This is a genomic window from Methylobacterium frigidaeris (genome assembly GCF_022179185.1).
Taxonomy (GTDB): Bacteria; Pseudomonadota; Alphaproteobacteria; order Rhizobiales; family Beijerinckiaceae; genus Methylobacterium; species Methylobacterium frigidaeris.
Genome location: NZ_BPQJ01000025.1, coordinates 1 through 26,644 on the forward strand (window position 1 = coordinate 1; position 26,644 = coordinate 26,644).

The 26,644-nt window shown below is 63.1% G+C and carries 30 protein-coding genes, 1 tRNA gene and 1 pseudogene; 12 read left to right on the forward strand and 20 right to left on the reverse strand.

The window, feature by feature from the left end; all coding sequences use genetic code 11:
• Nucleotides 1-127: 127 nt before the first annotated feature.
• On the forward strand, nucleotides 128-2,098 hold the full coding sequence (locus tag MFF64_RS22870) for a glycosyltransferase family 2 protein (RefSeq protein ID WP_099900195.1): 1,971 nt from the start codon (nucleotides 128-130) through the stop codon (nucleotides 2,096-2,098).
• Between the two features lie 426 nt (nucleotides 2,099-2,524).
• Here MFF64_RS22870 and MFF64_RS22875 read toward each other — a convergent pair whose 3' ends face one another.
• Entirely contained in the window at nucleotides 2,525-2,767 is a 243-nt protein-coding gene (locus MFF64_RS22875; RefSeq protein ID WP_238192499.1) for a hypothetical protein, read from the reverse strand.
• Between the two features lie 229 nt (nucleotides 2,768-2,996).
• Here MFF64_RS22875 and MFF64_RS22880 point away from each other — a divergent pair, with 229 nt between their 5' ends.
• Nucleotides 2,997-4,124 carry a mechanosensitive ion channel family protein gene (locus MFF64_RS22880; protein ID WP_238192500.1) on the forward strand — a complete coding sequence of 376 codons (1,128 nt, stop codon included), beginning with the start codon at nucleotides 2,997-2,999 and terminating at the stop codon, nucleotides 4,122-4,124.
• Nucleotides 4,125-4,707: 583 nt separating this feature from the next.
• On the opposite strand, the gene MFF64_RS22885 is transcribed toward MFF64_RS22880, so the two are convergent.
• Nucleotides 4,708-5,409, reverse strand: a complete 702-nt coding sequence (locus MFF64_RS22885; RefSeq protein ID WP_238192501.1) for a hypothetical protein — start codon at nucleotides 5,407-5,409, stop codon at nucleotides 4,708-4,710.
• A gap of 746 nt (nucleotides 5,410-6,155) precedes the next feature.
• Here MFF64_RS22885 and MFF64_RS22890 point away from each other — a divergent pair.
• The gene (locus tag MFF64_RS22890; RefSeq protein WP_238192502.1) at nucleotides 6,156-7,139 is read left to right on the forward strand and encodes an integrase; all 984 of its coding nucleotides are present in this window, start codon (nucleotides 6,156-6,158) and stop codon (nucleotides 7,137-7,139) included.
• Nucleotides 7,140-7,558: 419 nt separating this feature from the next.
• Here MFF64_RS22890 and MFF64_RS22895 read toward each other — a convergent pair whose 3' ends face one another.
• Nucleotides 7,559-8,539: a hypothetical protein gene (locus MFF64_RS22895; protein ID WP_238192503.1), complete on the reverse strand. Its 981-nt coding sequence runs from the start codon at nucleotides 8,537-8,539 to the stop codon at nucleotides 7,559-7,561.
• Between the two features lie 530 nt (nucleotides 8,540-9,069).
• Between MFF64_RS22895 and MFF64_RS22900 the strand changes: the two genes are divergently transcribed.
• Nucleotides 9,070-9,693 carry a DsbA family oxidoreductase gene (locus MFF64_RS22900; protein WP_238192504.1) on the forward strand — a complete coding sequence of 208 codons (624 nt, stop codon included), beginning with the start codon at nucleotides 9,070-9,072 and terminating at the stop codon, nucleotides 9,691-9,693.
• A 174-nt stretch (nucleotides 9,694-9,867) separates the two neighbouring features.
• Nucleotides 9,868-10,398, forward strand: a complete 531-nt coding sequence (locus tag MFF64_RS22905) for an ABC transporter substrate binding protein (RefSeq protein WP_238192505.1) — start codon at nucleotides 9,868-9,870, stop codon at nucleotides 10,396-10,398.
• Here MFF64_RS22905 and MFF64_RS22910 read toward each other — a convergent pair.
• Both MFF64_RS22910 and MFF64_RS22915 read right to left on the reverse strand, forming a co-directional pair.
• Nucleotides 10,395-12,104, reverse strand: coding sequence for a DUF262 domain-containing protein (locus tag MFF64_RS22910; protein WP_238192506.1), 1,710 nt, complete (start codon nucleotides 12,102-12,104; stop codon nucleotides 10,395-10,397). The genes MFF64_RS22905 and MFF64_RS22910 overlap by 4 nt on opposite strands.
• A gap of 321 nt (nucleotides 12,105-12,425) precedes the next feature.
• Entirely contained in the window at nucleotides 12,426-12,896 is a 471-nt protein-coding gene (locus MFF64_RS22915; protein WP_238192507.1) for a nuclear transport factor 2 family protein, read from the reverse strand.
• Between the two features lie 326 nt (nucleotides 12,897-13,222).
• Here MFF64_RS22915 and MFF64_RS22920 point away from each other — a divergent pair, with 326 nt between their 5' ends.
• The 7 genes from MFF64_RS22920 (at nucleotide 13,223) to MFF64_RS22950 (ending at nucleotide 17,622) form a co-directional block, all read left to right on the forward strand.
• Nucleotides 13,223-14,263, forward strand: coding sequence for a DUF7986 domain-containing protein (locus MFF64_RS22920; RefSeq protein WP_238192508.1), 1,041 nt, complete (start codon nucleotides 13,223-13,225; stop codon nucleotides 14,261-14,263).
• 233 nt (nucleotides 14,264-14,496) lie between these two features.
• Nucleotides 14,497-14,573, forward strand: a tRNA-Arg gene (locus MFF64_RS22925).
• Nucleotides 14,574-14,753: 180 nt separating this feature from the next.
• Nucleotides 14,754-14,996 (forward strand): hypothetical protein, encoded by a 243-nt coding sequence (locus MFF64_RS22930; RefSeq protein ID WP_099903010.1) that lies wholly within the window; start codon nucleotides 14,754-14,756, stop codon nucleotides 14,994-14,996.
• Nucleotides 14,997-15,246: 250 nt separating this feature from the next.
• Nucleotides 15,247-16,317: a hypothetical protein gene (locus tag MFF64_RS22935; RefSeq protein ID WP_238192509.1), complete on the forward strand. Its 1,071-nt coding sequence runs from the start codon at nucleotides 15,247-15,249 to the stop codon at nucleotides 16,315-16,317.
• 337 nt (nucleotides 16,318-16,654) lie between these two features.
• A complete protein-coding gene (locus MFF64_RS22940) occupies nucleotides 16,655-16,963 on the forward strand; it encodes a BrnT family toxin (protein WP_238192510.1) in 309 nt (102 codons plus the stop codon).
• Nucleotides 16,917-17,309: a BrnA antitoxin family protein gene (locus tag MFF64_RS22945; protein ID WP_238192511.1), complete on the forward strand. Its 393-nt coding sequence runs from the start codon at nucleotides 16,917-16,919 to the stop codon at nucleotides 17,307-17,309. Before MFF64_RS22940 ends, MFF64_RS22945 begins: the two co-directional genes overlap by 47 nt.
• 91 nt (nucleotides 17,310-17,400) lie before the next feature.
• Entirely contained in the window at nucleotides 17,401-17,622 is a 222-nt protein-coding gene (locus tag MFF64_RS22950) for a hypothetical protein (RefSeq protein ID WP_238192512.1), read from the forward strand.
• Here the strand turns inward: MFF64_RS22950 and MFF64_RS22955 are convergent.
• The 15 genes and pseudogenes from MFF64_RS22955 to MFF64_RS39025 all read right to left on the reverse strand — a co-directional run.
• Nucleotides 17,613-18,239, reverse strand: a complete 627-nt coding sequence (locus tag MFF64_RS22955; protein WP_238192513.1) for a hypothetical protein — start codon at nucleotides 18,237-18,239, stop codon at nucleotides 17,613-17,615. The two genes, MFF64_RS22950 and MFF64_RS22955, sit on opposite strands and share 10 nt — an antisense overlap.
• Before the next feature lie 162 nt (nucleotides 18,240-18,401).
• On the reverse strand, nucleotides 18,402-18,794 hold the full coding sequence (locus MFF64_RS22960; RefSeq protein ID WP_238192514.1) for a DUF6950 family protein: 393 nt from the start codon (nucleotides 18,792-18,794) through the stop codon (nucleotides 18,402-18,404).
• Between the two features lie 169 nt (nucleotides 18,795-18,963).
• Nucleotides 18,964-19,278, reverse strand: a complete 315-nt coding sequence (locus MFF64_RS22965; protein WP_238192515.1) for a DUF6074 family protein — start codon at nucleotides 19,276-19,278, stop codon at nucleotides 18,964-18,966.
• Between the two features lie 4 nt (nucleotides 19,279-19,282).
• On the reverse strand, nucleotides 19,283-20,227 hold the full coding sequence (locus MFF64_RS22970) for a S49 family peptidase (protein WP_238192516.1): 945 nt from the start codon (nucleotides 20,225-20,227) through the stop codon (nucleotides 19,283-19,285).
• Nucleotides 20,228-20,321: 94 nt separating this feature from the next.
• On the reverse strand, nucleotides 20,322-20,879 hold the full coding sequence (locus MFF64_RS22975) for a hypothetical protein (RefSeq protein WP_238192517.1): 558 nt from the start codon (nucleotides 20,877-20,879) through the stop codon (nucleotides 20,322-20,324).
• Between the two features lie 49 nt (nucleotides 20,880-20,928).
• Nucleotides 20,929-21,387 (reverse strand): hypothetical protein, encoded by a 459-nt coding sequence (locus MFF64_RS22980; protein ID WP_238192518.1) that lies wholly within the window; start codon nucleotides 21,385-21,387, stop codon nucleotides 20,929-20,931.
• Nucleotides 21,371-21,652, reverse strand: coding sequence for a hypothetical protein (locus MFF64_RS22985; RefSeq protein WP_238192519.1), 282 nt, complete (start codon nucleotides 21,650-21,652; stop codon nucleotides 21,371-21,373). Before MFF64_RS22985 ends, MFF64_RS22980 begins: the two co-directional genes overlap by 17 nt.
• Nucleotides 21,652-22,077: a hypothetical protein gene (locus MFF64_RS22990; protein WP_238192520.1), complete on the reverse strand. Its 426-nt coding sequence runs from the start codon at nucleotides 22,075-22,077 to the stop codon at nucleotides 21,652-21,654. The genes MFF64_RS22985 and MFF64_RS22990 overlap by 1 nt, the downstream gene beginning before the upstream one ends.
• Nucleotides 22,074-22,415: a hypothetical protein gene (locus MFF64_RS22995; RefSeq protein WP_238192521.1), complete on the reverse strand. Its 342-nt coding sequence runs from the start codon at nucleotides 22,413-22,415 to the stop codon at nucleotides 22,074-22,076. The genes MFF64_RS22990 and MFF64_RS22995 overlap by 4 nt, the downstream gene beginning before the upstream one ends.
• A gap of 191 nt (nucleotides 22,416-22,606) precedes the next feature.
• Complete coding sequence (locus MFF64_RS23000) at nucleotides 22,607-23,230, reverse strand: hypothetical protein (RefSeq protein WP_238192522.1); 624 nt, start codon at nucleotides 23,228-23,230, stop codon at nucleotides 22,607-22,609.
• Nucleotides 23,223-23,567 (reverse strand): LvrA C-terminal domain-related protein, encoded by a 345-nt coding sequence (locus MFF64_RS23005; protein ID WP_238192523.1) that lies wholly within the window; start codon nucleotides 23,565-23,567, stop codon nucleotides 23,223-23,225. The genes MFF64_RS23000 and MFF64_RS23005 overlap by 8 nt, the downstream gene beginning before the upstream one ends.
• Nucleotides 23,568-24,057: 490 nt before the next feature.
• Nucleotides 24,058-24,276 carry a hypothetical protein gene (locus MFF64_RS23010; RefSeq protein ID WP_238192524.1) on the reverse strand — a complete coding sequence of 73 codons (219 nt, stop codon included), beginning with the start codon at nucleotides 24,274-24,276 and terminating at the stop codon, nucleotides 24,058-24,060.
• Nucleotides 24,273-24,644 carry a hypothetical protein gene (locus tag MFF64_RS23015; RefSeq protein ID WP_099900480.1) on the reverse strand — a complete coding sequence of 124 codons (372 nt, stop codon included), beginning with the start codon at nucleotides 24,642-24,644 and terminating at the stop codon, nucleotides 24,273-24,275. The genes MFF64_RS23010 and MFF64_RS23015 overlap by 4 nt, the downstream gene beginning before the upstream one ends.
• Before the next feature lie 324 nt (nucleotides 24,645-24,968).
• The gene (locus tag MFF64_RS23020; protein WP_238192525.1) at nucleotides 24,969-25,610 is read right to left on the reverse strand and encodes a MerR family transcriptional regulator; all 642 of its coding nucleotides are present in this window, start codon (nucleotides 25,608-25,610) and stop codon (nucleotides 24,969-24,971) included.
• Nucleotides 25,611-26,070: 460 nt separating this feature from the next.
• A pseudogene (locus MFF64_RS39025) lies at nucleotides 26,071-26,508 on the reverse strand (Arm DNA-binding domain-containing protein); the annotation flags it as partial.
• Nucleotides 26,509-26,644: the final 136 nt, after the last annotated feature.

Consider the following 26,644-nt stretch of genomic DNA (forward strand, 5'->3'; position numbering starts at 1 on the left):
GCCCGGCGAGCACAGAAAACGACTTCTTCTACTTCCGCCGGCCGCATCTCGGCGCAACGGCCTGGGGCGTTCTCGCCGCTACGGGCTGGAACCCCTTCACCGGGCGCAAGCCGGAGTAACCCCCACGATGTTTGAAGCACCCCAGGACGTCTCGGCGATCCTCGTCACCGATCTCGGCATCCTTATCGGCCTCCTCGTCATGGCGGGGCTGCTCGACCGGGCGAGCGCGGCCGCCCGCACCCTGTTCGGCGGGACCCTCGCGGTCTTCATCCTCTGCTACACGGCCTGGCGCTGGCACGACACGCTGCCGCGTTTCGAGCTCAGCCCGGAGCGGATCTGGCCCTACGTCTTCTTCCTCTTCGAGACGATCGCCATCGTCTACACGCTGATGTCCACGGTCATCCTGCTCCGGTTCAAAGACCGGTCGCAGGAGGCCGACCGGGAGGAGGCACGCCACAGCGCGAACGGCGACTGGCCGGCCGTAGACATCTTCATTTGCACCTACAACGAACCCCAGGAGGTGGTTGAGAAATCGATCATCCCGGCCCTGGCGGTAGACTACCCCAACGCGACCGTCTGGGTCTGCGACGATACCCGCCGAGACTGGCTGCGGGCCTACTGCGACGAAGTCGGCGCCCGCTACATCACGCGGCCCGACAACAAGGGTGCCAAGGCCGGCAACCTCAACAACGCGCTGGCCCTGACGGCACGGCACACGAACGCGCCGATCATCCTCGTCCTCGACGCGGATTTCGCCGTGGCGCCCAACATCCTGCGGCGCACCGTCGGCCTGTTCCACGACGAGCGGGCGGCCGTGGTGCAGACACCCCAATTCTTCTTCAACGCCGACCCGATTCAGCACAACCTCATGGCGGCAGAATCTTGGGTCGACGACCAGCGCATCTTCTTCGACGTGTTCCAGCCGGCCAAGGATGCCTGGGGCTGCGCGTTCTGCGTCGGCACATCGTTCCTCGTCCGGCGTGACCGGGTCACCGAGATGGGCGGCTTCCCGCACGACGCCATCTGCGAGGACATCAACCTCACCTACTCGCTCATGCGCCACGGCTACCAGACGCACTGGCTCAACGAGCGCCTCAGCGCCGGCCTCTCGGCCGAGGGACTGCCGGAATACATCACCCAACGCACCCGCTGGTGCCTCGGCACGATGCAGGTGGCGCTGCTCAAGGATGGGCCGTTCCGCTCCCCGCACTACACCCTGATGCAGCGCATGCACTACCTGCACGGGGTCATGAACTGGCTGTGCAAGCCCTTCATCGTGCTGATGCTGATCGCACCGTCGATCTATTGGTTCTTCGGCATGCCGGCCTTCCACGCCGATTACCTATCGTTCCTGCGCTACGGCGTGCCGGCGCTCCTGGCGCTGTGGATTTACAGCGGCTGGGTGTCGGGCAAGCGGACCTTGCCGCTGTTCATGGAGGTGACACACATTATGACAGCGCTGCCGATCACCCTCACGCTGGCCTCGGCAGCCGTCCGGCCCTTCGGTCGACCCTTCAAGGTCACGGACAAGGGCGGCGACCGCTCGATCTCCACCGTGCGCTGGCGGATGGCGGCCGGCTTCGGCGGCATCGCCCTCCTGTCGGCTGCAGCGATCCTGTGGTCGTTCGTGTCGCCCGAAGCCGCGACAGAGATTTCGCCGCTCGACTACTTCAACCTAGTCTGGGCCGGGATCGCGATGCTGCTCACCTTCGTGGCCTTCCTGGTGTGTTTCGAGCGTCCCCGCGGCGCCGAGATGTTCCACGTCGAGGAGCCCACCCGCGTGCGCTCCGCCGGTATCGCTTACAACGCCATGCTGGCGCGCCTCGGCATGCAGACCGCTCTACTACGAGTCGATGCGGATCAAACCGGCTCGGTCGGAGATTCGATCGACGTTCTGATCGAGGGTATCGGCTGGGTCGCGGCTCGACTCACCGGCGTCAGTGAGGGCGCACAATCGCTCGAGCTCGCGCCGGACCGGCTGCAGCGGCACTCCTTGATCCTTCGCTTGTTCACTCAGGCGGCGGACCCGATCGCCCGCACTGCCAACCTCCAGGTGGCGCTGCGCGGCCTCGCGGCACGATGTTTTCGGGCGGCTTGACGCTCTATTGCATGCGATCGTGCCCGAACGAGACGCGCCAGACTTTGAGCGCACCCTGCGACACGTCCTTCCAGCTTCGGGTCAAAACCGCTCTCATGACGCGACAGGTTAGATCTCGAACACGAACTCGGGTCAGGAATGAGCGAAGTCCTAGGAAATCTGACCCTCCTCGTGAGGGATGTCATCTGTGCTCATGACAACCCAGGCCCGGTCCTTGGCGGTGCCGTCCTTGGCGTGTCTGAAGCGCTCGGGATCGCGAGCCTTCCTCGTCGTTCGTTGACCTGGAAGCTCAGGTCACGGTGCTCTGGATGAAACCGCAATTCTGACCTGCCGTTTCGCTTGCAAGTGCGGCCAGGGCTCCATTTCCGATCCGAATTGATCAGCGCTCACATGCCATCCTTCGTTGTCCAGAAGCCTACAGCCCACTCAGAGATGCAAAATCGGGAGCGACTTCATGCTGCCGTGCTGACTCAAGTCGAGCTGATGCTCGATAACTTCCTCTGCGGTAAGTTCTCGCATCACGGTCGCGCTTGCACCCGGGCCAGCGGCCTCAGAGGCGAGGAGCTCGGCGTCCATCTCATCATGGGCGACCACTAGCACGGGCGCGATCTTAGGTTCCGATACGTGGTCTTGCGCGACAGTGACTTGCACTCCGAATGCCTTGTTCATGTGGCTACGCCTTTAACCCAATCGGAGGCGACGCCCCCGCGGACTGCCGTGATCCGTGTCCGGCTCATGCCCTATGCGCACCGGAAGTTCCCCACCCTCCCCTAGGCGCAACGGAATCGCGTCCGATGCGCGAGGGACATTCCAGCCTCTCGCGACGCACAACGGTGATTGTGCACCGCGGAACCTGCTGCGCGACCCGAGCTTGCCCCTTGGCTGCCATGGAGGTCCGATGCCCGCCGTGAACACGCTGATGACCGATGCGCTCCGTTGGCTCTCATGGGTGCCGTGGTGGGCGCAGAGCCTGATCCTTATCGCCGCCTGCTGCGCTGTCGTGCTGCCGCTGCACCGCTTCGCCTCCCAGGTCCTAAAGCGCGCCGTGGCGAACCGGAGCCTGTTCTGGCGCTCCCTGGTCGCGCGCACCCACGGCCCGACCCGCCTCGCGCTGCTCATCGTCGCCCTCTCAACCGCCTCGGCCACGGCCCCGGTGTCCTGGGAGGTGCGGATCGCCGTCAACCAGATCCTCCTCGTCGCCTTCGTGGCGCTGATCGGCTGGGCCTGCGCCGTCGCGCTCCACATCGCGACCGTAATCTACCTGCGCCGGTTCAAGCTCGACGCCGAGGACAACCTTCTCGCCCGCAAGCACTTCACGCAGATGCGTCTGCTCGAGCGCGCCGGCATCACCCTCGTGGCGCTGGTCACCGTCTCGATCGCCCTGATGACCTTCGAGCCGGTTCGGCAATATGGTGTGAGCTTGCTAGCCTCCGCCGGCGCGGCAGGCCTGATTCTCGGCTTGGCGATGCAGCCGGTCCTCTCGAACCTGGTGGCGGGCATCCAGATCGCGATCACGCAGCCGATCCGGATCGAGGATGCCGTCATCGTCGAGAACGAGTGGGGATGGGTCGAGGAGATCAACTCGACCTACGTCGTGGTGCGGCTGTGGGATTGGCGACGCCTGATCCTGCCGCTCACCTACTTCATCCAGAAGCCGTTCCAGAACTGGACCCGTGACGGTGCGTCCCTGATCGGCAGCGTGTTCCTCTTCGTCGACCACACGGCGCCGATCGACGCGATGCGCCAGAAGCTCAGCGAGATCGCTGCGCAGTCGCCCCTGTGGGACCGCAACGTCGTCAACCTGCAGGTCTCCGACGCGAAGGAGAATGTGATCGAGATCCGCATGCTGGTCAGCGCCCGGAACGCTCCGCAAGCCTGGGATCTGCGCTGCGAGGTGCGCGAGAAGATAATCACCTTCCTGCAGACCGAGCATCCGGGCGCCTTGCCGCGGCACCGCACGGAGTGGGTCCAGCCAGGCGCAGTGCAGCCGGCGACGGATAGGCTCGGTCGTCGGCAGGCCGCCTGATCGGCGAAGAGGCGATCAGCGCCTGTGACCGCTCGTGCAAAATACGATTGTCGACTTCGTCGAACTCCGGCTTAACGTCCTACACCCATGACATGGGCTCAATCGGCTTGGGACAACGGTAGGACAAGCACGAAGTCGATGTCCCCTCTACGTCCGCTCGGCGGCAATACGAACTATCTCCGCTCGCGCCCGATGTCCCCTCGATGTCCCATGAATGTCACCTGCTTGTCCCGCTTCGACCTAGTAAAACGCCAATGCGAACTGATTTTGGGTTTTTGTCCTCTTATATAGCAGGGAGCCTAACTTCTCGCGCTGAGTGCAGAACACGTTGAGATAGCTGGACGAGAGAGATAAAAACTACCTTAGGAGCCCGGCTTACATTGCTCTCACGCACCCGGCATCCGCGTCCTTGTCGAACCAGATGTGGGTGCATCGGAACTTGGGCCGTGATGAGCTGCCAACGCATCTTCTTCGATCTGCACCCCGGTTGATCCGGTGAGGTTTAGAATTAGCTGTCCGATGCAACGACAGCCAACCGCCCCAGCGTTGGCTGCTAGGGGCTGCAGCCTGACTGCCGAAGATTTCAGGTGAGGGGGTGCATCTCTAGCACTGAAACGTGATGCGGCAAGGCAACGATCTCGTGCTCATTGCGGCCCTCTAAATATGTGCACACGTCGGCTTTGTTGACTTGTGCACGGACTAGAATCGGTCCGTCAGGCCCGCTCCAGCGGCGTGCGAACCATTCAGCCTTCTTGCGGCTTAGAGTCCAGCTCATACCCCGCACTGCGTCGAAATTAGATACTCCACGCCACACCTTAATTGCATTAGGCAAGCGCCGCAGAGTGCTCCGCTCCACAGGAGTCATAGCAGTCCATTTCTGCGAACAAGCATGTGACCAAATCTGATGCCAAGTATCAGCTTGCCCATAGACGTTCTCGGAATCTGCCCAGACTTCACGCACAAGCTCCCATAGCGCTGCCAAATCATATTCGTTAAACCTGATGCATTCTATCAAAGCCTCGGTTCGATAGAATCTCTCGTGAAGAAACACATATGTAAACCAACCTCGCTCATTTATGGCACTTTGTTTTTGCTCTTTTTTCTGTCTTAGAGCCGCATTAACCAACTGAATCATATTGGCAAACTCAAAGTCGGGTGGCAATTTTGCATTCAGAGAGGGCATACAGACAAGTGGGTGCCGTAGCGAAGGGCCGATGACCGGGTTAGTGTAGAGGAATGGCCGGAGTTCTGGATCAAGTTCCGAAAAATCTTCCTGATCGATCACGTGTTGTCCCTTGCACTTGTTAGACTCCCTCAAGATAGCCTAAACCTAGGAGAGTCACACGGTATCTTCGGCAGATTGTTTTTTGGTGTTTTTTAACGTGCTATATCCTACCGGTCGGCTCGTGCGTAACCCGCCTCACGCAGCTTTTAAGGCGAAAGTGGGAGGCAGGCACAGACCGGCACGCAAATTTCATTCAATAGTATCCTCGCCAGCCCCATCAAAATAAGTAACTTGATAGATTTTCATCACATAAATCCAGATTGTGTTTAGATCTTCGCGCATTCTTGATACGCACTTAGCCCCAACCTGAAACTGCCAACGCGAGCCTCAGCTGCCAGCCGGCGCAGATCTATACGGATGTTGCGGCAAAGTCAAAAAATTTTATAAGAATTTTTTAGTAAGTCAGTGCTGACTTATCAAGGAAGTAAATGGCTTTTTATTCTTAAGCTACATCGTTATTACAAGTTATATTTAGGTAAATACTTGAGAAAATGCCATGAATATATCTTTTGTATCAAAAAATCGATATTGAACAAGGTGCACATGTCCCTGGCGCATTGTCTTATGCATCTGCTGACGCGTTTTGTTGGTCAGCCTGTGCGGAGGGTTCCGCCCAAGCGCGCCGGAGCTCAAGAGAGTTGATGAGCTGGCCACAAGGATAACCACAACGAGCCTAGAACCCCTTGCAGGCCCTTCGTTGGCATCCTTCGATGCGGTGCTCACGCACGAGGGACATCAGGAATACTATGGCGACGATCAGAAAGCTTCGGGGGCGATGGCAAGCCTCCGTCAGGCGCAAGGGCATGCAGCCACGCTCGAAGAGCTTCGACTCGAAATCAGAGGCAGAGCGCTGGGCGCGCACCCTCGAAGCCGAGCTCGACCGATCCGGTGCCCTCCCTGATACACGCCCGGCCGAGAGAACGACCCTCGCTCAGATCCTCGAGCGCTATCGCGACGAGATCTCGCCTACGAAGCGCAGCCACGTCACCGAGGTCGCGCGCATCAACGGGATCCTTCGGCGACCGATCTGCCACCGGACCTTGACCTTACTCTCAACCGCTGACGTCGCCGCGTATCGCGATGAGCGCCTTAAGATCGTGGCGCCCGCGACCGTCATCCGGGAGATGAACACGATCTCGCACGCGATCGACACGGCGCGTCGCGAGTGGAACATCCACCTCGCCCAGAACCCCTGCAAGCTCGTCCGGCGTCCTGTCCCTCCTCGGGGCCGCACACGGCGTCTGGAGGGCAATGAGGAGCAGATCCTGCTCGCGGCAGCTGATGCCGGTCGCACGCCCTACCTGCGTCCGCTGATCGTGCTCGCCATCGAGACCGGGATGCGACGCGGCGAGATCCTGTCGCTGCGCTGGGAGCACATCGACCTCGAGCAGCGGGTCGCGCACTTGCCGATGACGAAGAACGGCAACAGCCGCGACGTGCCGTTGTCGACCCGTGCCGTGGAGACGCTCAGAGCGCTCAGGACGGGCGAGAGCGAGACCGTGTTCTCCCTGGCCCCGAATACGGTGCGGCTTGCCTGGGACCGCCTGACGCGCCGTGTGGGGCTCAAGGATCTGCACCTGCACGACCTACGGCACGAGGCGGTGTCGCGGCTGTTCGAGAAGGGCTTCAACGTCGCCGAGGTCGCAACGATCTCCGGGCACCGGGAGCTTCGCATGCTCCAGCGCTACACCCACCTGCGGGCCGCGGATCTCGCGAGCCGGCTGGGATAAGAAGACGACGCGGAAGGTCGACAAGTCAGGGACTGCTGCCTTCGGGTGTCGGCTCTTCCAGGGCGCCCCCCAGAGCCGGAACATTTCAGCGTCGAGCACGAAGCATCGACACCCGGTGCATCCCGAGCCGGAGCCTCTCGACCTCCGCACCGTCATTCACTCCCGGGGTAGCCAAGTTCGACACCATCGTCCCGAACCGGAGATCTACATCCCACGTCCCGCAACGATGTAACGCTCTCCATAAATATAAATACCCTTTGAAGATCTACATGCTTATGGAGCGCGTTACATCCCGCTCTCAGGCACCCTCCGGAGTTCCCGAACGGGTGCCTCAAGTGCCAACACATGGGGAGGACCCGAAACCAGGCGCGGCCTTACGCTGCCACTTCGGTGTCGTCACGCTCCTCTAAGCCTCCGGCTCATGCAAGACGCCTCCTCTCGCGCAGCCGCCGCACGCGTTCCCTACCCAGCTCCCGAACGTGTGCACGACGAGGGTCAACTGAGCCATGCCGCGCTACGACATCGGCGAGCGTGCGCTCAGACGCCTTCTGGCACTGCGAGGCAAGTGGGCACCGGCAGCATGGCTCCGCGTTCGTGTCCAAGGGCGCCGGGAGACCGAAACACGCCGGAACGAGCTGGGCATCGGGCACGAGGTCGACGCGAGCGGTCGTCACGAAACTCGCCCGCTCACGTGCCATGGTGACGTGCTCCTCGCCGAAGATCTCCTCGGCGATATGGACAGGCAGCACGCGAAGCGCGTCGATGGCGCCGCCGAGGGCGAGGATTGCATTCGACCTCTTCCGGACCGTCTGAGCAACGTGCTGCTGGTGTGCGATCTGGTCTGGCAGCGCGCAGAAATTCTCCAGGCGATAGTGCGGGAGCTCGGACAACCAAACACGCCCGGTCATCTCCTCATCGTGCCTCTTCTGCACTGCCCGAATACAGTCCTCCGAGCGCATGTGGCCCGGACGCAAAAGACGCTTCTGCTTCGCCCGCCGCAGCGCCGTCTCCATGCTGACCATGCAGTAGATGAAGTAGTCGACGCCGAGCCAGTCGGCATGTGCCCGTGCGTTCCAGAATTCGGTAAACTCCTTGCGGTCATGCCAGAGACCGCCAGACGCGATAGCGCGCTTCTTGTCTGCGGTCTCGGCGTCGAAGCTCTGCCTCCAATGCACACGATAGGCGCGCTGATAATCCTCAACGAACTTGAGGGTGGCCTCGATCGGAGAGAGGAAGCGGTAGTCGAACCACTTGGTCTTTGCCAGCTTGCGCTCGTCCTGCCAGCGCTCTGGGTTCAGATACGCTGCCGCCTTGACGACGAGCTGAGCGCGCTCTTCTAAAACGATCGGATCGAGGATGCCGATAACGCGCGCGGGGTTGCATTCAGATGAGGAGGTCATCTGTGGGGTCCTTCCAGGTCTGAGTTCGGGTTCGCAGCGCTGTCGTGATCGTTATAGCGGTCGGCAGTCGGCGCTTCTCACGAGAGGCGCAGATTCTCGATCCCAAAACGCCAAGCTGTTAGGAGGCCCGCTGGCAGGGGCTCTTCGCGACCCCTACTCACCCAGCCCTCAATGAGACCAAGCCGCTCAGCGACGCTCCTGAGCGATCCTGGTGCCGTGCGATGTGGAAGTCCTAGGTCGGATCGAGACGCGCGTGGGCTGTGCCTTATGTGCTCACCGCCCTCCCGGCTGCATCCTTGGCGACATGGTGTCCTTAGCGATCCAGATACCCCGGGGACGCACTCGCGCCTCTCCCACTGGGAGACTCACCGGCGGGCACCGTTCGCGGCAGCTAGGTGTGTAGCACCCGATCCCCCGGAACCGCTCAGCGACGCTCCTAGCGCATCCTGGGCATGCTCCAGATCTTGACCGAGCAGGGCTGGCGTTCGGGGCCGTGATCGGCGATGCCATGGACGATCAGGAGCACACCCATGCCGCTGACGATCTCCGTGTTCTCCGACGTGATCTGCCCGTGGTGCTACGTCGGCAAGCGCCGGCTCGAGCGCGCCCTCGACCAGCTCGGGCAGCGCCAGACCACCACGATCGAGTGGCTGCCCTTCGAGCTCAACCCCGGCATGCCGGCCGACGGCATGGCGCGCGCCGACTACCGCGCTCGCAAGTTCGGGCCCGAGCGCGCCGCAGAGCTCGACGCGCAGATGGCCGCGCTCGGGCGGCAGGAGGGCATCGGCTTTAATTTCGAGCGGATGACCCGCACGCCGAGCACGCGGCGCGCCCACATGCTGATCGCAGCCGCGTCGCAGCACGGACGGGCCGATCCGGTCGTGGACGCCTTATTCCGCGCCTATTTCGAGGATGGCCGGGATGTCGGCGATCCCGACGTCCTGCGCGAGATCGGCGTCGCGTCGGGGCTCGATCGAGCCGTCGTCGACGACGCGCTCGGCAGCGAGCAGCTGAGGGCGCTCGTCGAGTCCACGGAGCGGCAGGCCGGCGAGATGCAAGTCTCGGGCGTGCCGTTCTTCATCGTCGACCGCAAGTGGGCGGTCTCGGGCGCGCAGCCGACGGAGCAGTGGGTCGCGGCGCTGAGCGCGGCCTGAGATCCTGCAACGGGTTCCCGCGCGGCGACTGCCTGGACGCGCTGGCCGCGATCAGCGGTCGCACAAACCCGGGGACGATCGATCGCAGGTCGGGTGTCGCCGGACAGCCGGTTTCGTGGTTGGATCGCGCCGGCATCGGCGAGGGCAGCGCTCGCATCGGCTCGGGGCCGGCTCATGATGCGGCGTGATCTGATCACGGGTCTCGCTCCCGCGTCGCTCCTCGTCCTCTTCCGCGGGGACGCCCGGGGGCAGCCCCGCGACCGCCCGGCGACGATCGGCTGCCTGGTCACCGGCTCGGTCGCGTCGCACGGGTCGTATATCCGCACGTTCCGGAAGGGCCTCAGGGACCTCGGTTACGCCGAGGGGCGGGACCACGTGCTGCATCTGCGCTGGAGCGAGGGCCGGCTGGAGCGCCTTCCGGCGCTCGCTGCCGAACTCGCCGGGCTCGGGCTCGACGTCGCCATGACCGCGACGGTGGCCGCCGCCCTGGCCTGCAGCCAGGCCATGCCGCAGGTGCCGATCGTCTTGGCGACGATCGTCGACCCGATCGGGTCGGGCCTCGCCCAGAGCCTGGCGCGGCCGGGCGGCAACGTCACCGGCATGTCCCTCGTCAGCTTCAGCACGCTCTTGGGCAAGCAGGTCGCGCTCGCGCGCGAGCTGCTTGCGGGCGCGGACTCGTTCGGCATCCTGATCAACACCATCTAGACACGCCAAGTAGAAAGTGCATTTTTGGCAAGGGAGATTTGTCTTGACTCAATTTCGCCAGTTCTCCAGTCAGCTTGCAAGTGAACATCGTTGTTGATTTTCAGCCGTGACAATGCTATTTTCGGGCGCTTGACATTCCATCCCTTGTTGCCAATCTTTCCATTTGTTCCTTTTTGGAGTAAGGTCATATTTCCTATTCTATATGGATAAGATGATAAATCGTCATTTGTGAATGCTGGCCAGTCTGACTTTTTTGCATTCTTTGGGAGAATATGCTCAAAATTTACTTGCTCGACATCGTCACTTGGAACAAACTCTGGCTCTGGCTCTGGCTCTGGCTCTGGCTCTGGCTCTGGCTCTGGCTCTGGCTCTGGATCGGATTGCAGCGTTTTTTCGAGACAGAGTAATATATATCTTGCGAATCTGTTGTTCCCAGTTGAGAAAGATCCGAACGCGCGTTCAAATGCTGAATCTGTTGGGACAATAGGGCGCAACTTTGCTATGAGAGACGCACAATCAATTACTTCCTTTTTTCTGATTGCCACGGCAGCTTCACAAAGGTAGCGTTCAGCTTGACCACCACCTATTCCCCCAGTGATTAACCCACGCACAGATATCGCTACAAAGGCTCGAAGAGATTTCTCAATTTCCTCTTTCGAGAATAGCTGTAGCATTGCTAACAATGTTGGGCGACTCTGCTGAAGGTTAAATTGGTTGAGAGAGGCAAGATATGTTTTACTTTGTTTTGAATAATTAGACCAAAACTCATTTTCAGTGGATAGAATGGCGCCGTATGTTTTGGCTCCATCCTCAAGTTGCTTGGCAAATCGTGTTGCATCTTGCTTATTGGTGATGTCATTTTTTATTGATCTATATAGATCCCGTTCGCGAGTGGCCCCGTGCGTCGAACTCCATAGGTGTCTAAGGAAGATGAGAAACTCTTTCTCTTCTTGATATTCATTTAAAATCGACTGAGAAGCCTGCCAGCGATCTTGAACGATATCAAGATCTGACGACGCGCGACTAAAGAGAAAATTCTTTAGCAAATCAGCAATTGTTAAATCAGCGCCCCTATCATTAAGTGTCTCAAATATTGTAAATGCGTCTGCCTCAGTAGGGGCGCGAACTGTAATTACTCGAGCTTGTTTATTCAAAAACTTGTATATGGAAGCAAATGCTTTTGGCCAATCGGCGGGCTTCTCACTGATTATGCTTTCTAGTTTATTAATAAAGTATTCAAAAGCTTCCTCGATTTTGATGTGAGAGTCTACTTCTGATGTTTTCTTTTTACCGCATATTATCAAATCACTGTAAAAAGGATGGTCTTTGGCATTTAAGCGTATGCGTGGCTTTTCTTCGTAATCTTCAAGATCTCTGGGAGCAATCACATCATTGTAAGCACTGCTTGAACGAATATCGCCCTGCTTATGGTATTGATCTCTTAATGCCGCCAATAAAATTGTGGTTGTGGCTAGACGTTGCTGTCCATCTATGACTGAGATTGGCTGATTACTGTTTTCTGATGAGAACACAAGAGTCCCTAAAAAATAATGATCGCCTGCCTCGATTGCTTTTGAAATATCGTTCCAAAAATCTTCGATTTGATTTATATACCAGGAATATGACCTTTGATATATAGGAACTTTGTAAAAATTTGACTGGAGAACAGAAAGTAGAGACGTTGGATTAAACTGAAATTCACTCAAGATCATTACTCCGGTAGATATATTGCATTTTTTATTGTAACGTTCTGCTTCTACTCTAGCCCAAAAACTGGCGCCATCCAGGGCGAGCGCGAAGAGCTTGCATCTAGCCGATAGCAGCATCCAGGCGGCCCTGAAGCTCTGCTTGAAGCCCGGTCGCCTCTATGGCCTGGACCGTAGCGGTCAGTAGCTGCGCTGTCAGATCGGCGACGCGATCGCGCTCTCGATTGACTACCCGGTCGTGCTTCACCAAGACGCACCGCAGGACGGTAACCTCGCCTTCGAGGGCAGCGCGAGCGACATCGACTGTCGACACATGGACGTTCATTCTCGCGCCTGAACAGCCGGGTCGACGCCCGCTGGGCCCGCTGCGGCATCGGGTGTCGCGGCGGCGATCGCGCCCGCCGTGTCGAAGAACTCCTCGTAGCCAATCGCCTTTCCGTCGCGAAACCGCCAGACGTCGACCTTCCGGGTTTCGGCGATCTTCCCGGTCGCCCGGTTGCGCCACGCAACGTCTCCGAGCACGACGACCCGGTCGCCTTGCGCGAGGTATTCGCCCATGTGTGCGTGGACCATCTCCCAGTCTCTCAGCAGGTCGTCCAAGTATGCCTTGATCTCGCCCTTCGACGTTCGCCGTGCTGTAAACGATAACTCCGGTGCGCCGTCGGTCAACGATCTTAGTTTAGCATCGTCAGCCATCAGCTCCATCCAGCATTGAGGATTCGCCGCCTTGCTGCTGGACCACTCGGCATAGGCGCTTCTCAATAGAGAGACATTCACGTCTTCCTCGTTCATCGACGTTCCTCCGCATGCTCGGCGTCCTGCGCCGTTAGCCAGCTTCTCTGGCGTGTTCGGCATTCTGACGATGGTAGCACGTTGGAACAGAGCGGCCTCTTGTCCGACCGGCTCTCACGGTAGGCGCGGGACTACAGCCACTATCCTGTCACCCGTTCCGTCAAGGCGAGGGTCGCAACGCGACGAGGCGGCGAAGAGCGCATCTACGCAACGGCTTCCGAACCTGGCGCGGGCGAACGCGCATACCCCCTCTCGACCCGTCAAGGCGACTGCCATCGGCGCGCCCTGAAGGTGGTCTCGTCGCCGTTCCAGAAGGCAATCTCGCCGTGGATCGTGTCGACGCCCTTGCATTCGGCCCAGCCCTCGCCGGAGACCTCATCACCCTCGTCCGAGCCCTGGAACCGGAAGCCGACATCGGTCTGACTGTAGGCGCAGTCGAGAGCCGCGACGACCGCTCCGAAGCGGAACTCGCCGGCTCCGTTCGGCTCGAAAGCGATGAAGGCCGGCTCGACGAGGTCGAGAAAGTCGTTGTCCCAGGTGCCAGTCTCGGTGATGCGCCAGCGGCCTTGAAGCCGCTCCCGGATGCTGCTCATGCGACCTACTTCCTGTCGGGTGGAGGGATGATCATGACCGGCGAGAATTCGATGTCACGAGACGCGATCCTCTCCCAGTATCGACCGATCCGGCGCGCGATCCAGACCGTCCTCGCACAGGCCTTGGATGCCTGCAAGAAGCCTGACCTTGACCGAGCCGCCAAGCATCTCGGCCTCGTGGACGACGCGCTGCTCGAGGACGATACGGTCTTCGAGATGCTCTGCGACGTGGCGCTGTTCGAGCCCAACCAGCGCGGCCGGCGCGTCTTCGACAGCTTCCTCCACGATCGCCTCGCCGCCCTCGACTCGACCGAGCATGACGTCGCCCGCCGGATGGGTGATGCATTCGCGTCGATTTTCCGGGTGGCCGAGCGGCACGCGCAGGCCGGCCTCTGGCTCGAGGACCTGATGGCGGCCGGACGCCGTCTCTGGCTCGTCGACGAGGGCCTCGAAGCCTCCGCATCCGAGGGGCTGGTGATCGGCATGCGGCTGTTCGAGGCCGGGCCGTTCCATGCCGGCTTCGGCATCATCGTCGAGCCGCGGGACGATTTGGTCGCGTTCTGCACGGGGGCCGCCGCTCGCGGCGACCGCCTGCCGATTCGCCACTCGCTGGCGGCCGCGCTCTACGCCGACGACATCCAGGCGCGAAGCCTGACCGTCGTCGAGGTGATGGACATACCTGAGGCTGTTGTCGAAGCTCTGATGCGAGAGGCCGGCGTTCCCCAAGGCGCGCCCGTGGCACGGCCTCGCCGTGGCCGCAGACGGCCGAAGTGAGGCACGACCGGCGCACCAGCGGCACGCGGCGTCAGCCGTGCCGCACGCCGTCCGCATTCGCGGCGCGATCCCCAGCCCGTCGGACGCGGCCTCCCCTCCCCCGGCGCACCCGACACGATTCGACCGCGTGACCTTTGCCGTCGGAGCCTTCGCCCGGATCCCCTTGAGCGGACGCGCGATCCCTTTCCCTGTTGCGCTCCGGGCTGAGCCGGGCTACAGAGGCTTCGCGGTCAGCACCCGTAGCTCAGCTGGATAGAGCGTTGCCCTCCGAAGGCAAAGGTCACACGTTCGAATCGTGTCGGGTGCGCCAACAATCTCAACAACTTAGCTGATCTGCGGCCCTGGCTCTAAACCGGTCGCGGAAGCGCTGCGGAAGCAGCGAGCACCACACCGCGCCTTGGTGTGGTTGAAAGACGCATGCTGCCTCGCCTCCGAGAATGGGCGCCCCGTCTCAGCGGCCGGGCAGACCTTCGAGAGGACGACCCGCACGATGCCGATTAAGGCGCTCAACGACCGCAAGAAGCTTTCGTCCGACTTCAACGAGGCCAACGACGCCTTCATCGACGCGGTGCTCGGCGCGCTCCAGGCCGGCGAGATTCCGCTCGATCTCGCCCGCGCCTACCTCGCCCATCCCGTCGCCATGATGCACGCGAGCGGCGCGCAGGCGGTGGCCGACTATTTCGAGCGGATCCTGGCGCAAAAGCCCAAGATCGACTGGACTCCGTGTGCCTGAGGAGGTGCGGCATTAGGAGCCTCCGCCTGGTCTGCTGCTCGGGTAGGTCTCCGCGCTCGGTAAGGCGGAGGTTTCGTGCTGCGTGGGGCAGGACCAACGCGGCGTACTGGCCATCTCCGATATTTGTCTGGCCACGACCATAATAGGAGTGCAGGACTTCAAAATGCGCACCTAGATAGCGTTTGGCACATTGATGCTAGCAAAAGATGCGCTAATATTATTTCTAGACTCGATTGCGAGACGTCATAACATGCTCAACAAGAAAACAGTTATCGTAATTGGTGCGGGGTCCGGATATGATATTGGCATGCCAATGGGGACCAAATTAGCAGAGAGTATTGCTTCAACCACTGAAATACCTATTCACCAAAATAAGCGGAGCCCTAACAATCCAATATATTCAGAGATGCTGCGGAAGCATGCGCGCACTGTGGGTTCTGTACACCTAAATCACGAAATCGTAGAGTACGATAGAGCCTCCAACACAATAAGCACCGGCATCAATCTGTCCAATTCGATTGATGATTTTGTGAATATTCACCAATCCGACGACCGCATCATCAAGGCTGCGAAGATAGCAATTTCATTTAATATACTAAAAGCAGAGCGTGGCTGCGCTTTATACAATGAAAGACAAGGTAGAAGATATGTGGATTTTAAAAAAACTATGACCTCGTGGTATAGGCGAATGTTCATACAGTTAACTCATGGTGTTCAAAAGGACGATATAGAACGATCCTTTCAAAATATGACTTTTATTAATTTCAACTATGACAGATGCCTTGAATTCTATCTCATACATGCGCTTATGGCCGTTTTTGCGTGCGACGAGGCCACAGCGAATAAAGTAGTCAGCAAAGCCAATATTTATCATCCGTATGGTCAGGTTGGCTATCTTCCCGGAATGGACGCTTTCGGGACCGTCGTACAGTTTGGAGGCGGCGACAATGATGACTACGATGCCCTTAGAGTTTCTGATGAACTAATAACTTATACTGAAACGATATCAGATACCAGTTTGCAACAAGTCATGAAGATGGCTGTAGAAGACGCGGAGCAAATAATATTTCTTGGATTTGGTTTTCATGCACAGAACATGCAGATACTCACGCCAGACCAGGGGAAAATAACACGCTTCAAGAATGTCTTCGTCACCGGAATAGGCCTTTCCGAGAGCAATTCTGGATTTGTAAAAAACGGTCTCATAAGCATGTCATCACCTCGCGATGCAGTTATTAATACTGCTAATCATGTAAAAATGGAAAGAGATCTAGATTGCGCGCGCCTATTGGGCGACTACGATCTTGCAATACGGTTCTAGATGAGAGGTGAAAATCTAGCGCCGCACGGACGGTACATGGAATTTCGGCGGGAGGTTGGATTACCGTATTATGTGAGATCGCGCAGGTTACGACATGCGCCACGTCCTCCCCGCGCACGGGCCCAGACGCGTAGGAAATCCGAAAGCAATTCGCCCAGGAGTGTGATCGGCTCTCCGAGCGGGTCAGGCAGCGGTGGACAATGCGGCTCACGAAAGGCCGCATCCGGCAAGATGGCGAGGTTTTCTGCTGTCCGCATGCCGGCTGGCACACTTCGCCGCAGGGCCGTACCTACACGAACCGCTTGCGCCGCCCCCGTTCGCGTCACTACGTTTACCCATGCGCATCGAATACGGCGAGCCGAAGCGGCAACGGAACCTGCAGAAGCACGGGTTCGACTTCGCCGACTTCGAGCGCTGCTTCGACCGCGACAGCGCCGTGCGGATCGCCACGAGCCCGAGCAGCACGGGCCGGGCGCGATACCTGCTCATCGGCCGCTGGAACGACGAGTTGGTGGTGCTTGCCGTCATCTCGCCGCTCGGGAGCGAGGCGCTATCGCTCGTGAGCCTGCGCCGGGCGAGCCGGCTGGAAAGGGACACCTATGACCGCTACCGCGAAGGCTGGTCGCCCGTCGATTACGACTTCTGACGAGGATTGGGACCTGGACGGTGATATCCCCGAGTTGACCGCCGAGGAGCTTGCCACGATGCGGCCGGCGAGCGAGGCGCTGCCGCCGGAGGTGTTCGAGGCCCTGCCGAGTCGCGGCGGACGCCCGAAGGCAGAGAAGCGCAAGCAGCTGGTCACCCTCCGCCTGGACCCGGAGGTGGTCGAGGCGTTCAAGGCGACCGGGCCGGGCTGGCAGACCAGGATGAACACCATCCTGGCGCTCGCCGTCCGGCCGCTGTCGCGGAACCTCGATGAGGCGGAGGCAGCGGAGCGGCGACAGAAGCGTTCGATCATGAACCTGCGCCCGCGGCGTCGGGACCAGCTCTGAAGCTATCACGTCTCCCCGCCACTGTGGCCGATCCGCACTCGCCAGCGCCGTGTGACACGGGCACTCCCGGTTGTATCATCGGGAGGAAGTCATGGGCGTCCTGTTCGCAGTGCTGGGTTTGGTGACCTTCGTGGCAGGTCTTGCCTTCACCAGCACAATTCGCAGCGATATTCAAATACAAATCGTGGTCACGCTGCTCGTCGGCGGTATCATCATGAGCGGCATCGGTATAGCTCTATCACGGCTTAAGAAGATCGCCCGAGCCGTGATCCCGGAGGCGCCGCCCGCCCCAAAGCGTGACCCCTACGCCTGAGCGGGCTCGCTGTCCCCCAACTCGGCGGTGATCCGGGTGTAGATCCCCTCCGGAGTGACCACGGTCACCTGGCAGAAGCCACCCACCCCGCTCCCGGGCAGAGCCTGCTGCGCGGCGATGATCCTGTTGCCGTCAACGAGGGCTTCGAAGGGCTCGCGGCGATCGAACAGGCGCATCGCGGCGAGTTTGCCCTTCAGCGTGCCGTCGTCGGGCATCAGCAGCCCGTCGAGCGAGGCTGCCTTGAACGGCGCCAAGCCGTAGCGCTCATGATCGGTCACCAGCCAGCACTCCGGGCCGGGGCGCGTTTCCGGCCAGCCGGTCAGAACCACGTCATGTCCCGAGAGGAGCGGCAGGGCCTTCGACACACCGGCCGCGGCGTCGGCCAGATCCTGCCCCAGGTTCGCGGCTGCATCCTCGAACGAGGTCCGCCGGCCGGTGATGATGCCGTACATCGTGGTCAGCATCAGCCAGTCGCCGCGCACCGCCAGCGCCGCGTTGAGGTGCGGGAGCGGCAGCACCTTCGGCGCCGAATGCACCACCTGCCCGCCGTAGCGGCGCTCGCCGTCCGTGACGACGAAAGCGGCGGTGGGGCGCAGGATGACGTTGACGGCAGTCATGGGGAGCGTCCGGAGCGAGGGCGATAGCGGCGGAGAGAGTGCAGGACGAGGCGATGCCGTAACCGACGACGCTGCCGACCGTCAGGCCGGGGATGATGACAGTACTGGTGATCTCCGCACCTAGGACCGCGGTCGCGACGGCCGTTCCGATTTCGACAGGCATCAGGCAAGACTCCAACTTATAATGGCGGGGAAGCGGACAACAGCCACGCCTTGAAGCGATTTTATTGCCCAGCCGTATTCGGTGAGAACCGCGCAGGTGGGCCCGATGCACGGATGCGCGATGATCCCGACATCCCCCGGCACCGGCTCGCAGGTGGTGGCAAAACCCGCCGCCGCCATCTGCCGGCGGGCGACGGCCTCCATGCCGCCCAGGCGTCGGGCGAGGCGTAGAGCGCCGCGCTCTGTGGCGTAGCGCCCGCGCAGAGCTGCGGCCGGGTCGATGCCAGTCCGGGCCCGCACCCAGCCCGCCATGAACAGCGAGCAATCGAGCGAGCCCCAGGCGAAGGGCTGACCGGCCGCCTCGCGCAGGTAGCGCACGAGGGTGGGGCTCATTTCCTGATCGGGGTTCGACATGCCACCTCTCTCGCGAGGAGCACGCCCGGCGGCCGGTGTGCTTGTTTCTGCCGGGGATATTTTGCCGGCCGCGCCCTCCTCAGGACACAAGGGCCGCCGGCTCTCGCTGTTGTTCCGGACACCTGCGAGTGGTCCGCGGGGCCGACCATCAGCGCCGACCCACACCCCGCCCGAACAGGGCGCCGACGATCTCCCGCGCGGCCTGCAATTCCTCGGGGTCGTCGATGATCGCCTGGACCCGGCGGTACTGAAGTTCGTCCTCAACGGCCCGCCGGAAGCCGGCGGCATCGGCCGCGATAACAGCCTCGTCGTCGCCGAAGGTGCGCACCTCGGCGGCATGGTGAGCGGCGGCCTCCCGGACGATGCGGTCACTCTCGACCGGCGCGAGGGGGAAGGCGGCATCCGCCACGGTGCGGACCGCGCCGCGCCGGGCGGCGCCGGGGAACAGGTGGATCTCTCGCATGGCCTCACCTCATCCTGAGCCGCTGAGCGTGGCGGCGCCGGCGCATCTCCATGCTCGTCGCATCCATCCCGCCGGCCGGTGCGGGCGCCGCGACGGGACCACCGCCACCGCCGAAGCGGCGCAGGGTCTCCTGCATCGTGGCGACACGGTCGACCATGCCGAGCCGGGCCGCCTCTCGAGCGCCCATCGTGCGTCCCTTGCCGTACTCCGCCCGGACCCGGGCCGGGGTGACACCGCGCCCGCGGGCCACCGCGCGCACGAAGTCCCCATAGACCTCGTTGACCCGCTTCTGCATGTAGGCGCGGGCCTCCTCGCCCAGAGGCTCCAGCGGGTTGCCCTCGACCTTGAACTCGCCGGCCGAGACAAGGGTCTTCCGGATGCCGGCCTTCTCCATCATGGCGGACATGTCGCTGTGCGAGCCGTAGACGCCGATCGACCCGACCTCGCCGCCGGGGGTGGCAACGATCTCGCTGGCCGAGCTGATGATCCAGTACGCGGCGGAGGCGGCGAGGCTGTTGACCTGCGCCACGATGGGTTTCCGGCCCCGGGCAGCGAAGATCTCGTCGGCCAATTCTTGAGTGCCGAAGCATCCACCGCCCGGGCTGTCGACGTCGAAGACGATCGCCTTCACGTTGGGGTCCGCCATGGCGCGGCGGAACGCGGCGCCGACCCGATCCGTGGATGTGCCGCCCGGGCCGCTGATGTCGGCCAGCATGTTCATGCGCTGCGAGATGATGCCAACGATCGGGATCACCGCGACCACGCCCGAGGACGCGGCCGGCTCGCCGGTGCGGCCCGGACCGATGCGGGCCTGGATCTCCTCCCGGGAGAACCGTGCACCGTCGGCGCGCAGCGCCAGGAAAGCTTGGATCTCCGCCAGCTTCTCCGGCATCAGCGCCCAGGGCTGCGAGGCCGCGGCGGCGAGGATGTGGTCGATTCCCGTGCTCATGCCTCGCCCACCTTCACCAGCGTGCGATTGTCGGGCAGCGCCTCGACCAGGGCGACCAGTCGCTCACGAACCTTGGACTGATCTGGCTCGGCCTTCATCGCCTCGGCCTCGTTGCGGGCCGCGAGGATCGCGATGCGTCGAGCGAGGGCACGTTCGAGAAGATCTCGTACACCGGCGCGTAGCCCCGGCCCTGTACGTAGCCGGCCAACCGGCGATCTTCCTGGATGGGCGTCGCCAGGTTCTCGCGAAACAGCTCCATCAGGTCGGACACGAACTCTGCAATGATCGGCTCGGCGGCAGTCTCGATGCGCCGGACCTGGCGTTGCAGGCCGTAGGCGAAGTCATGCGCCCGGCGGGTGTGCTCGCCCTGCGCCGCTGCATAGGCGCGCATCGCGTCTTGGTAGCCCGGGGTCAGGCGCTCGAGGTGGCGCCGGGCCCGCTCCTCCGCGGCGGCCAGCGCCGGAAGCTCGGCGTCACGCTCCGCCTCGATGCGGGCGATCTCGGCACCGGCCTCGCTGCGCTGCTTGGCGCGGCGCTCGGCGGCGGCCTCGGGCGTCTCTTCGACCTCACGCGCACCGCCCAGACCGAGCAGGCGCGAGATGAGGCCGCGGGCGGCAGGATGGGGGCTGGCGGTGTCGCTGTGGTGCTGCATGTCGACATGCTGCCGGGCAGCCGTGCGCATCTCCACCCGGGGTGTGCGCTCAGCAACGGCCGGAGCGTGAGCCGACGAGGATGCGCTGGATGTGGCTGGTGCTCGGCACCTCGTCGCAGGCTCGCAGGGCGTCGAACAGCATCTCGCGTGCGGTCCCGATGTACCGTGCCGGGGGCGAGGTCTCTACCCGGTCGAGGCGCCATGCCGACGCCGCGTAGGTGAGGAGCGCGGAGCGGATCGCGGCGGCCTGACGGGCTGGTGGCTCCCCAGCGTGGAAGGCGGCGGCGAGGGCTCTCAGCGCCGCGTCCCGGGCGTCCAGGGCCTCGGCACGCCACCAGGAACCGTGACCCGGGACACGGGCGACGCCGAAGGTGCCGTCCAGGGTCGCACCGGCAGGGGCGCCCTCGAGGTACGCCCGCAGCCGGCTCGCCAGCACCGCCCTGTCGGCCTCGCTCTCGCGGCCGGCAGCGATGCGGCGGAGCAGGGCGAGGTCAGCCCGCGGGTTCATAGCTCGCGACCTCCGCCCGCATCGCCTCGTGGTAACTGGTCTCCGCGTCTCGCCGCCATGCAGCGGCTTCCTCCCGCGACATGCCGGCTGCCATCCGCCCCATGGCCGCGGCGCTGATGGCGCGGTGAGCCCGGGTTACGATCCGTGCGAGGCGCGCCTCCTTCGCCTCTACCGTGTCGAGCTTCAGCGCAGTTGCCTTGATCTCGGCAATGGCATGGCCGGCGATGTCACGGCCGAAGTGGTAGGCGTCACCCGCGGTATCCATCAGCGCCGCGCCGCCTTCGCGCGCTCGACCTCCGCGGCACTGGCCGGGTCGCGCCGCGGCAACTCTCGGCCTCCGGGCTCCAGCGAGTGCTGCAGGACGGTCCCGTAGTGCCGCGGGTCGATCCAGTGCAGGCTGCCGAGGCCTGCGGCCATGGCGCGGACCTCGACGATGTTGACCGCCGGCCGTAGCTCTCGGCTCTCCGCCGCCAGCTGCCACAGCGCCTCGATGCGGGCCTTCGCGAACAGGCGCGCCTCCGGCGGGTGCGTCGGGTCACCCAGGTACCGGGCGAGCGCAGCCGGGTCGGACAAGCCGAAGACGCGATCGATCGCAGGCTTCACCATCGCCTCGATTCGGTCGCGCGGCTGGAAGGCGTGGATGCCGACGCCGCGGTACGTCTCCACGATCGGGATGCGGTCGTCCGTCAATTCGGCCTCCCGTGCGCCATCAGCGCCAGGGCACGGCGGGTGAGCTCGTCGCCCGGGCCGTCCTCGGCCTCGTCGTCGACCAGCGTGGGCGACGGGAGGGCTGGCGCTCCGGCGCCGGTGGCGATCAGCAGCTTGAGGGCCTGGACCCGGGCCGTGGCGGGTGCCTTCTCGTCGATCGCGATGCCCGCCAGGATGCGGCGGGGCTCGACGAGGGTCGGGTCAACGCCGAGGGCGAGGACGCGACGGCGCTCGACTTCCTCCCGGCTCGGCCGGCCGCCGCGCGACCTGTCAGGCGGAGATGTGTCGGGTTTCGGCAGGGTTTTCTTCGGTGCCTTCATCGTCCTGTTCCTGTCCAATCCTCCTCGGTGCACGGCGCTGCGACCGCGATCACCAGACCTCGTCTCGGAAATTTTCAACGGCGCGCGCGGGTGTGGTGCGAATGGAAGCACAACCGCTCTTCAGCCGACAGCTCTGCAGACTTTCGACCCCCCCCGGGGGGCCTGATCACGCATCGGGCACTCGCATCGGCTCATCGCTCCTCCTCCGGCTCAGGCGTAGCCGCCAGTTCCTCGTTGAGCCGGTAGATCACCTCCTGCATCCGCAGCACCTCGTCGGAGGCTCGCTCGGCGTGATGGGCCTGCAGGCGGTACCGGTTGCTCGCCTCTCGGCACGCGGCCACCACCTCGGCGATCTCGGGCATGAACGTGGCCTCCCTGCGCACCCGCTGGCAGCCGGCGACCACGGCCGCGGGCGGGAAGCCCATGTCGGTCAGGTCGTAGGTCAGTGCCTCGATGTAGGCCTGAGGGTTCGGCGGCAGGCGGGTGCGGGCGTCGAGCATCAGCGCGATCGCGGTCTGCACCACGGCCCGGTCAGGCGGGGCCTGTATGGCCCCCGAGAGGGCTTCCGCGGCCATGGCGAGTTCGTGGGGCGCAGGGAAGCGAGCGACCGCGTCCCGGAGCACCTTCAGCGCGTACCGCTTGGCCTCGTAGACCTGGCGGGGCGAATCGCTGGGCCGGGTCGCCGGGATGGCCGGGAAGCGGATGTGCTCGGCCCGGTCGCCAACCCGAGCCGACCAGCCCTCGGCCTCGAGGTAGGGCGCCAGGCTCGGCAGCTTGCCGCGGGGCCGGGTGCGGGCGGGCAGGTTGTCACTCATCGTCGGCGATCCTCTCGGCGACGTAGGCGAGCGCGCTGAACCCGCCGCTGCGGCCGGCGCCGTTCAGGCCGCCGGGGCGGACAGGCGCGGGCTCGTCGGCCCAGCAGCCGCCGTTGAGCCAGGTGGTCGGCATCTTCGTGAACTGCGGGTCTTGGCCGCCCCGGGCCTCGGCGTAGCGCTCGGCGCCGGCCTGGAGCTCGTCGGCCGTGGCGGTGCCCTTCCCGACGATTCGATCATAGGCCTTCCGGGCGGCGATCTTCCCCTCCCGCCGCGGGTAGGTCGACCACCACCGATCGAAGGCGGAGTTGGACGAGAGAGATTCACGTGTTCCTTTCACGTGTTCTCTTTTCATGTGTTTGGGTGCACCGCCGTGCACTCCGGGGGGTGCACCGTCATGCACTCCGGGGGTGCACGCTGGTGCACCGGGGGGAGTGCACGGCGGTGCACCGGGGGGAGTGCACGGCGGTGCACCCGGGGGGAGTGCATCATCGTGCACCGGGGGGTGCTCCCGAACCCGTTCGAAGTTGAGCCGGAAGCCGTTCGTCACGAACCCCTTCGCGGCCGCCGAGTCGCCACCCTTCACGCGAGCGACGGCCAGCCATCCGGCGGCCTCGAGTTCCTGGACGGCGTAGATCACCGCGCGCCGCTTGAGGCCGATACCGTCGGCGATCGTGGAATATGCGGGGCTGCACTGCCCCGTCCGTCTGGCCGTTGTAGTGGCCCAGCAGGCGCGCCCCGACGAGCCGTGCAGTCGCGGACAGGCGGCTGTCCGACACCATCGCCTGCAGCAGCTGCCATCTCTGGAGGAGCGAGGCGCGCGCCACTGCTCACCTCCCTGCCGGCACGATGACGTCGAGCAGGTGCAGCTCGAACGCGATGCGCATCGCCCGGTGCGCCTCCTCGACAGTGCAGCCCGGCCAGGTGCTCAGCGCCCAGGCGATCGTCTCCTCGGGGCCGGAGGTCTTGGGGCCGTGCTCGAGGACGACCTGCGCGATGATCGGGGCGAGGTCGGCCCTCGCCTGCACCGGGCGGGATCGGGCCCTCATTGCACGCTCCCGACATCGGCCGAGGCCATCGCGTTCGCAATCGCGTGCATACGGCCCAAGAACGCTTGGCCGGCCGCGGTGCGAACCACCCGCTCCAGATGATCTGAGTAGATTCCAGATGCAACGCAGAGTTCTTGCGTAGCATCACCGAGGCGGTCGGCCAGGGCTTTAAGTCTCTCCTCGATCAGGCTTTCCGCCTGCTCCGGGTTGGCCGCGTAGCAGGGTAGACAGAGGTTCGCGCAGAAATCAGCGTCAGCTATTGCCAACTCCCGACTGAACTCAAGAAGGATCTCGACCGGCTGACAGGCAGCATCCTGGAGCTTCGCCAAAATGCGGTCCTGGAGTTCGAGAAGGCGTTGCTCGTTCATCGCGAGGCCTCCGAGGTCGAGCGCACCACCGCGCCGAGGCGCGTCACTGCCCACTCGTCGAGGAGGTCGACGGGGTAGAGCGGGACGCGCCCGGCCTTCTGGAAGGGCGGCCCGCCGCCGACGCAGGCGAGCTTCGCGAGCGTCGCCGGCGCCGGCTCAATCCCATGCTCATCGAGCAGGTACTGGCTAGCCTCCCAACGGCGAAGGCGAGGCTTGCTGGGGCCAGGACGCGGGCAAAGCTCCGCCGTTCCCCCCGAAGGGGATTTCTGAACTTGTGTCATTGTTCAGTCCCTATGAAGAGGAGCCGTGATCCGGCTCAGTGCTTTACGGACTTACGTCTTGTTCTGCGCGCGCCACATCAAGCGCTTCGAGTTGGGCGAGCGTGCCGTTCACAATCTCGCCGATGGGGAAGACCACCGCAGGCTCGGCATGGATGCCGTGCCGTGCATATAGCTCCCTATCTTCGGTGCTCAGTGGCTGGCGAAGCGCGTCGGAAGAATACCGAGCTGCCCCAGTCAACATCTCCGCCATTCTCGATTTTGTAAGCCGCCAGTAGACGGCAGCCGAGATCGGCTCCGAGAAAGGATCGCACTTGCGGCCGCCCAGCCTCTGTAGGGGGTTCCTTGCCGAAACCTCGATGACAGAGTTCCGCACCGCCTCATGACCGGTAAGGAACAGATACTCGTCCCATCCGAAACCTTCCTGCTCAACGAGAACAGCAGCCGCAGCTTCTGCGATCTCCTTTGAAACAGACAGGTCTATCGACAGATCGGACAGCCGCCGCATAATGGCCAGCTTTACGACATCATTTTCTGAATAGAGCCTCTTCCGACCCGTCCCGGGGTTCTGCTCCGCGAGTTCTATCGCTCGACGGTTGATCCACGTCTGGAGCACCGTTGGCTTGAGGCCGGTGATGCGCAGGACGTCCGGTTGCGTGTAACGGGGGGCGAGCGGATCTACGTTCATGACACATGAAATAGCAGCGCCATCTCACGTCGACAAGATGGCACTGCCATTTTCCACATGCGAAGATCCCTTTCGGCGTCGGGCGGAGGGATTGCTATCGGCGCGCTCACCTCTCGCCCGGCAGCCTGTCGTCGCACGCGATTGGGGTCGCGCCGTCCGCGGACGCGGGCCCTCCCCTATCGGCGTCGAGCAGCACCAGGATCTGATCCACAACGTCGAGGGCGAGCCCGGCCAAGCGTTCGAACTGCTCGCGCGGGATCCGCTCGGCGGGGACGGGGCGGCCGGCAGGGAAGCGGATGATGTTGCTCATGCGCAGGCTTCCTTGCCGGCGAGGTCCCAGATCAGCGATCGGATCAGCAAGTCGCCGGTGTCGAGTTTGTCCTTGCGATGGGCGTTGCACGGCCATTCGTTCTTGAGGACGCGCGCCTTGCCCACCAAGCCCTCGCGCGTCGTGGCCGGCGACCAGGCGCTTGCCGAGGAGCGGCTTGATGTGGCGCTCGATCCGGCCGCGATCGACGTAGAGGGTCGAGTCCTTCTTGGCTTGGCCGCCCTTGCCCATGATGAGCCCGGCTTCGGCCGCGGTCACGTAGGCGGTGCAGAGGTCGGCGACGGTCATCGCCGCCCGGCGGGTGACGCGCTCCTCGGCCGGGTCCTCACCTCGCGCGACCTGGCCGAGCAGCGCCTTCGCCTCCCGGCGCGCCTCGTCGGCGGTGAGAGCGCCGTGGAGGCCGATCGTGACGCGCCGGCTACGCCCGCCCGCCCGGTACTGGATCAGGTAGCTGCGCCGGCCGGAGGCGAAGATCCGGACGCCGAAGCCCGGCAGCTCGTCGCACCAGAGGAAGTAGTCCCGACCGTTCGGCTCGGCCGCCTCGACGGCTCGTTTCGTGATCTTCGCCACCACCAACCCTCGCGCCTGCGGAAGCACCGCGGAAGCACGGGCTGGAAAAATGGCCCCCTCCGCGGGAATGAAGGGAAAAGCGGATCGGAGCGTTTTCGCAAGGCGGTCGAGGGATTTAGCGATGACGAGAAAAGAA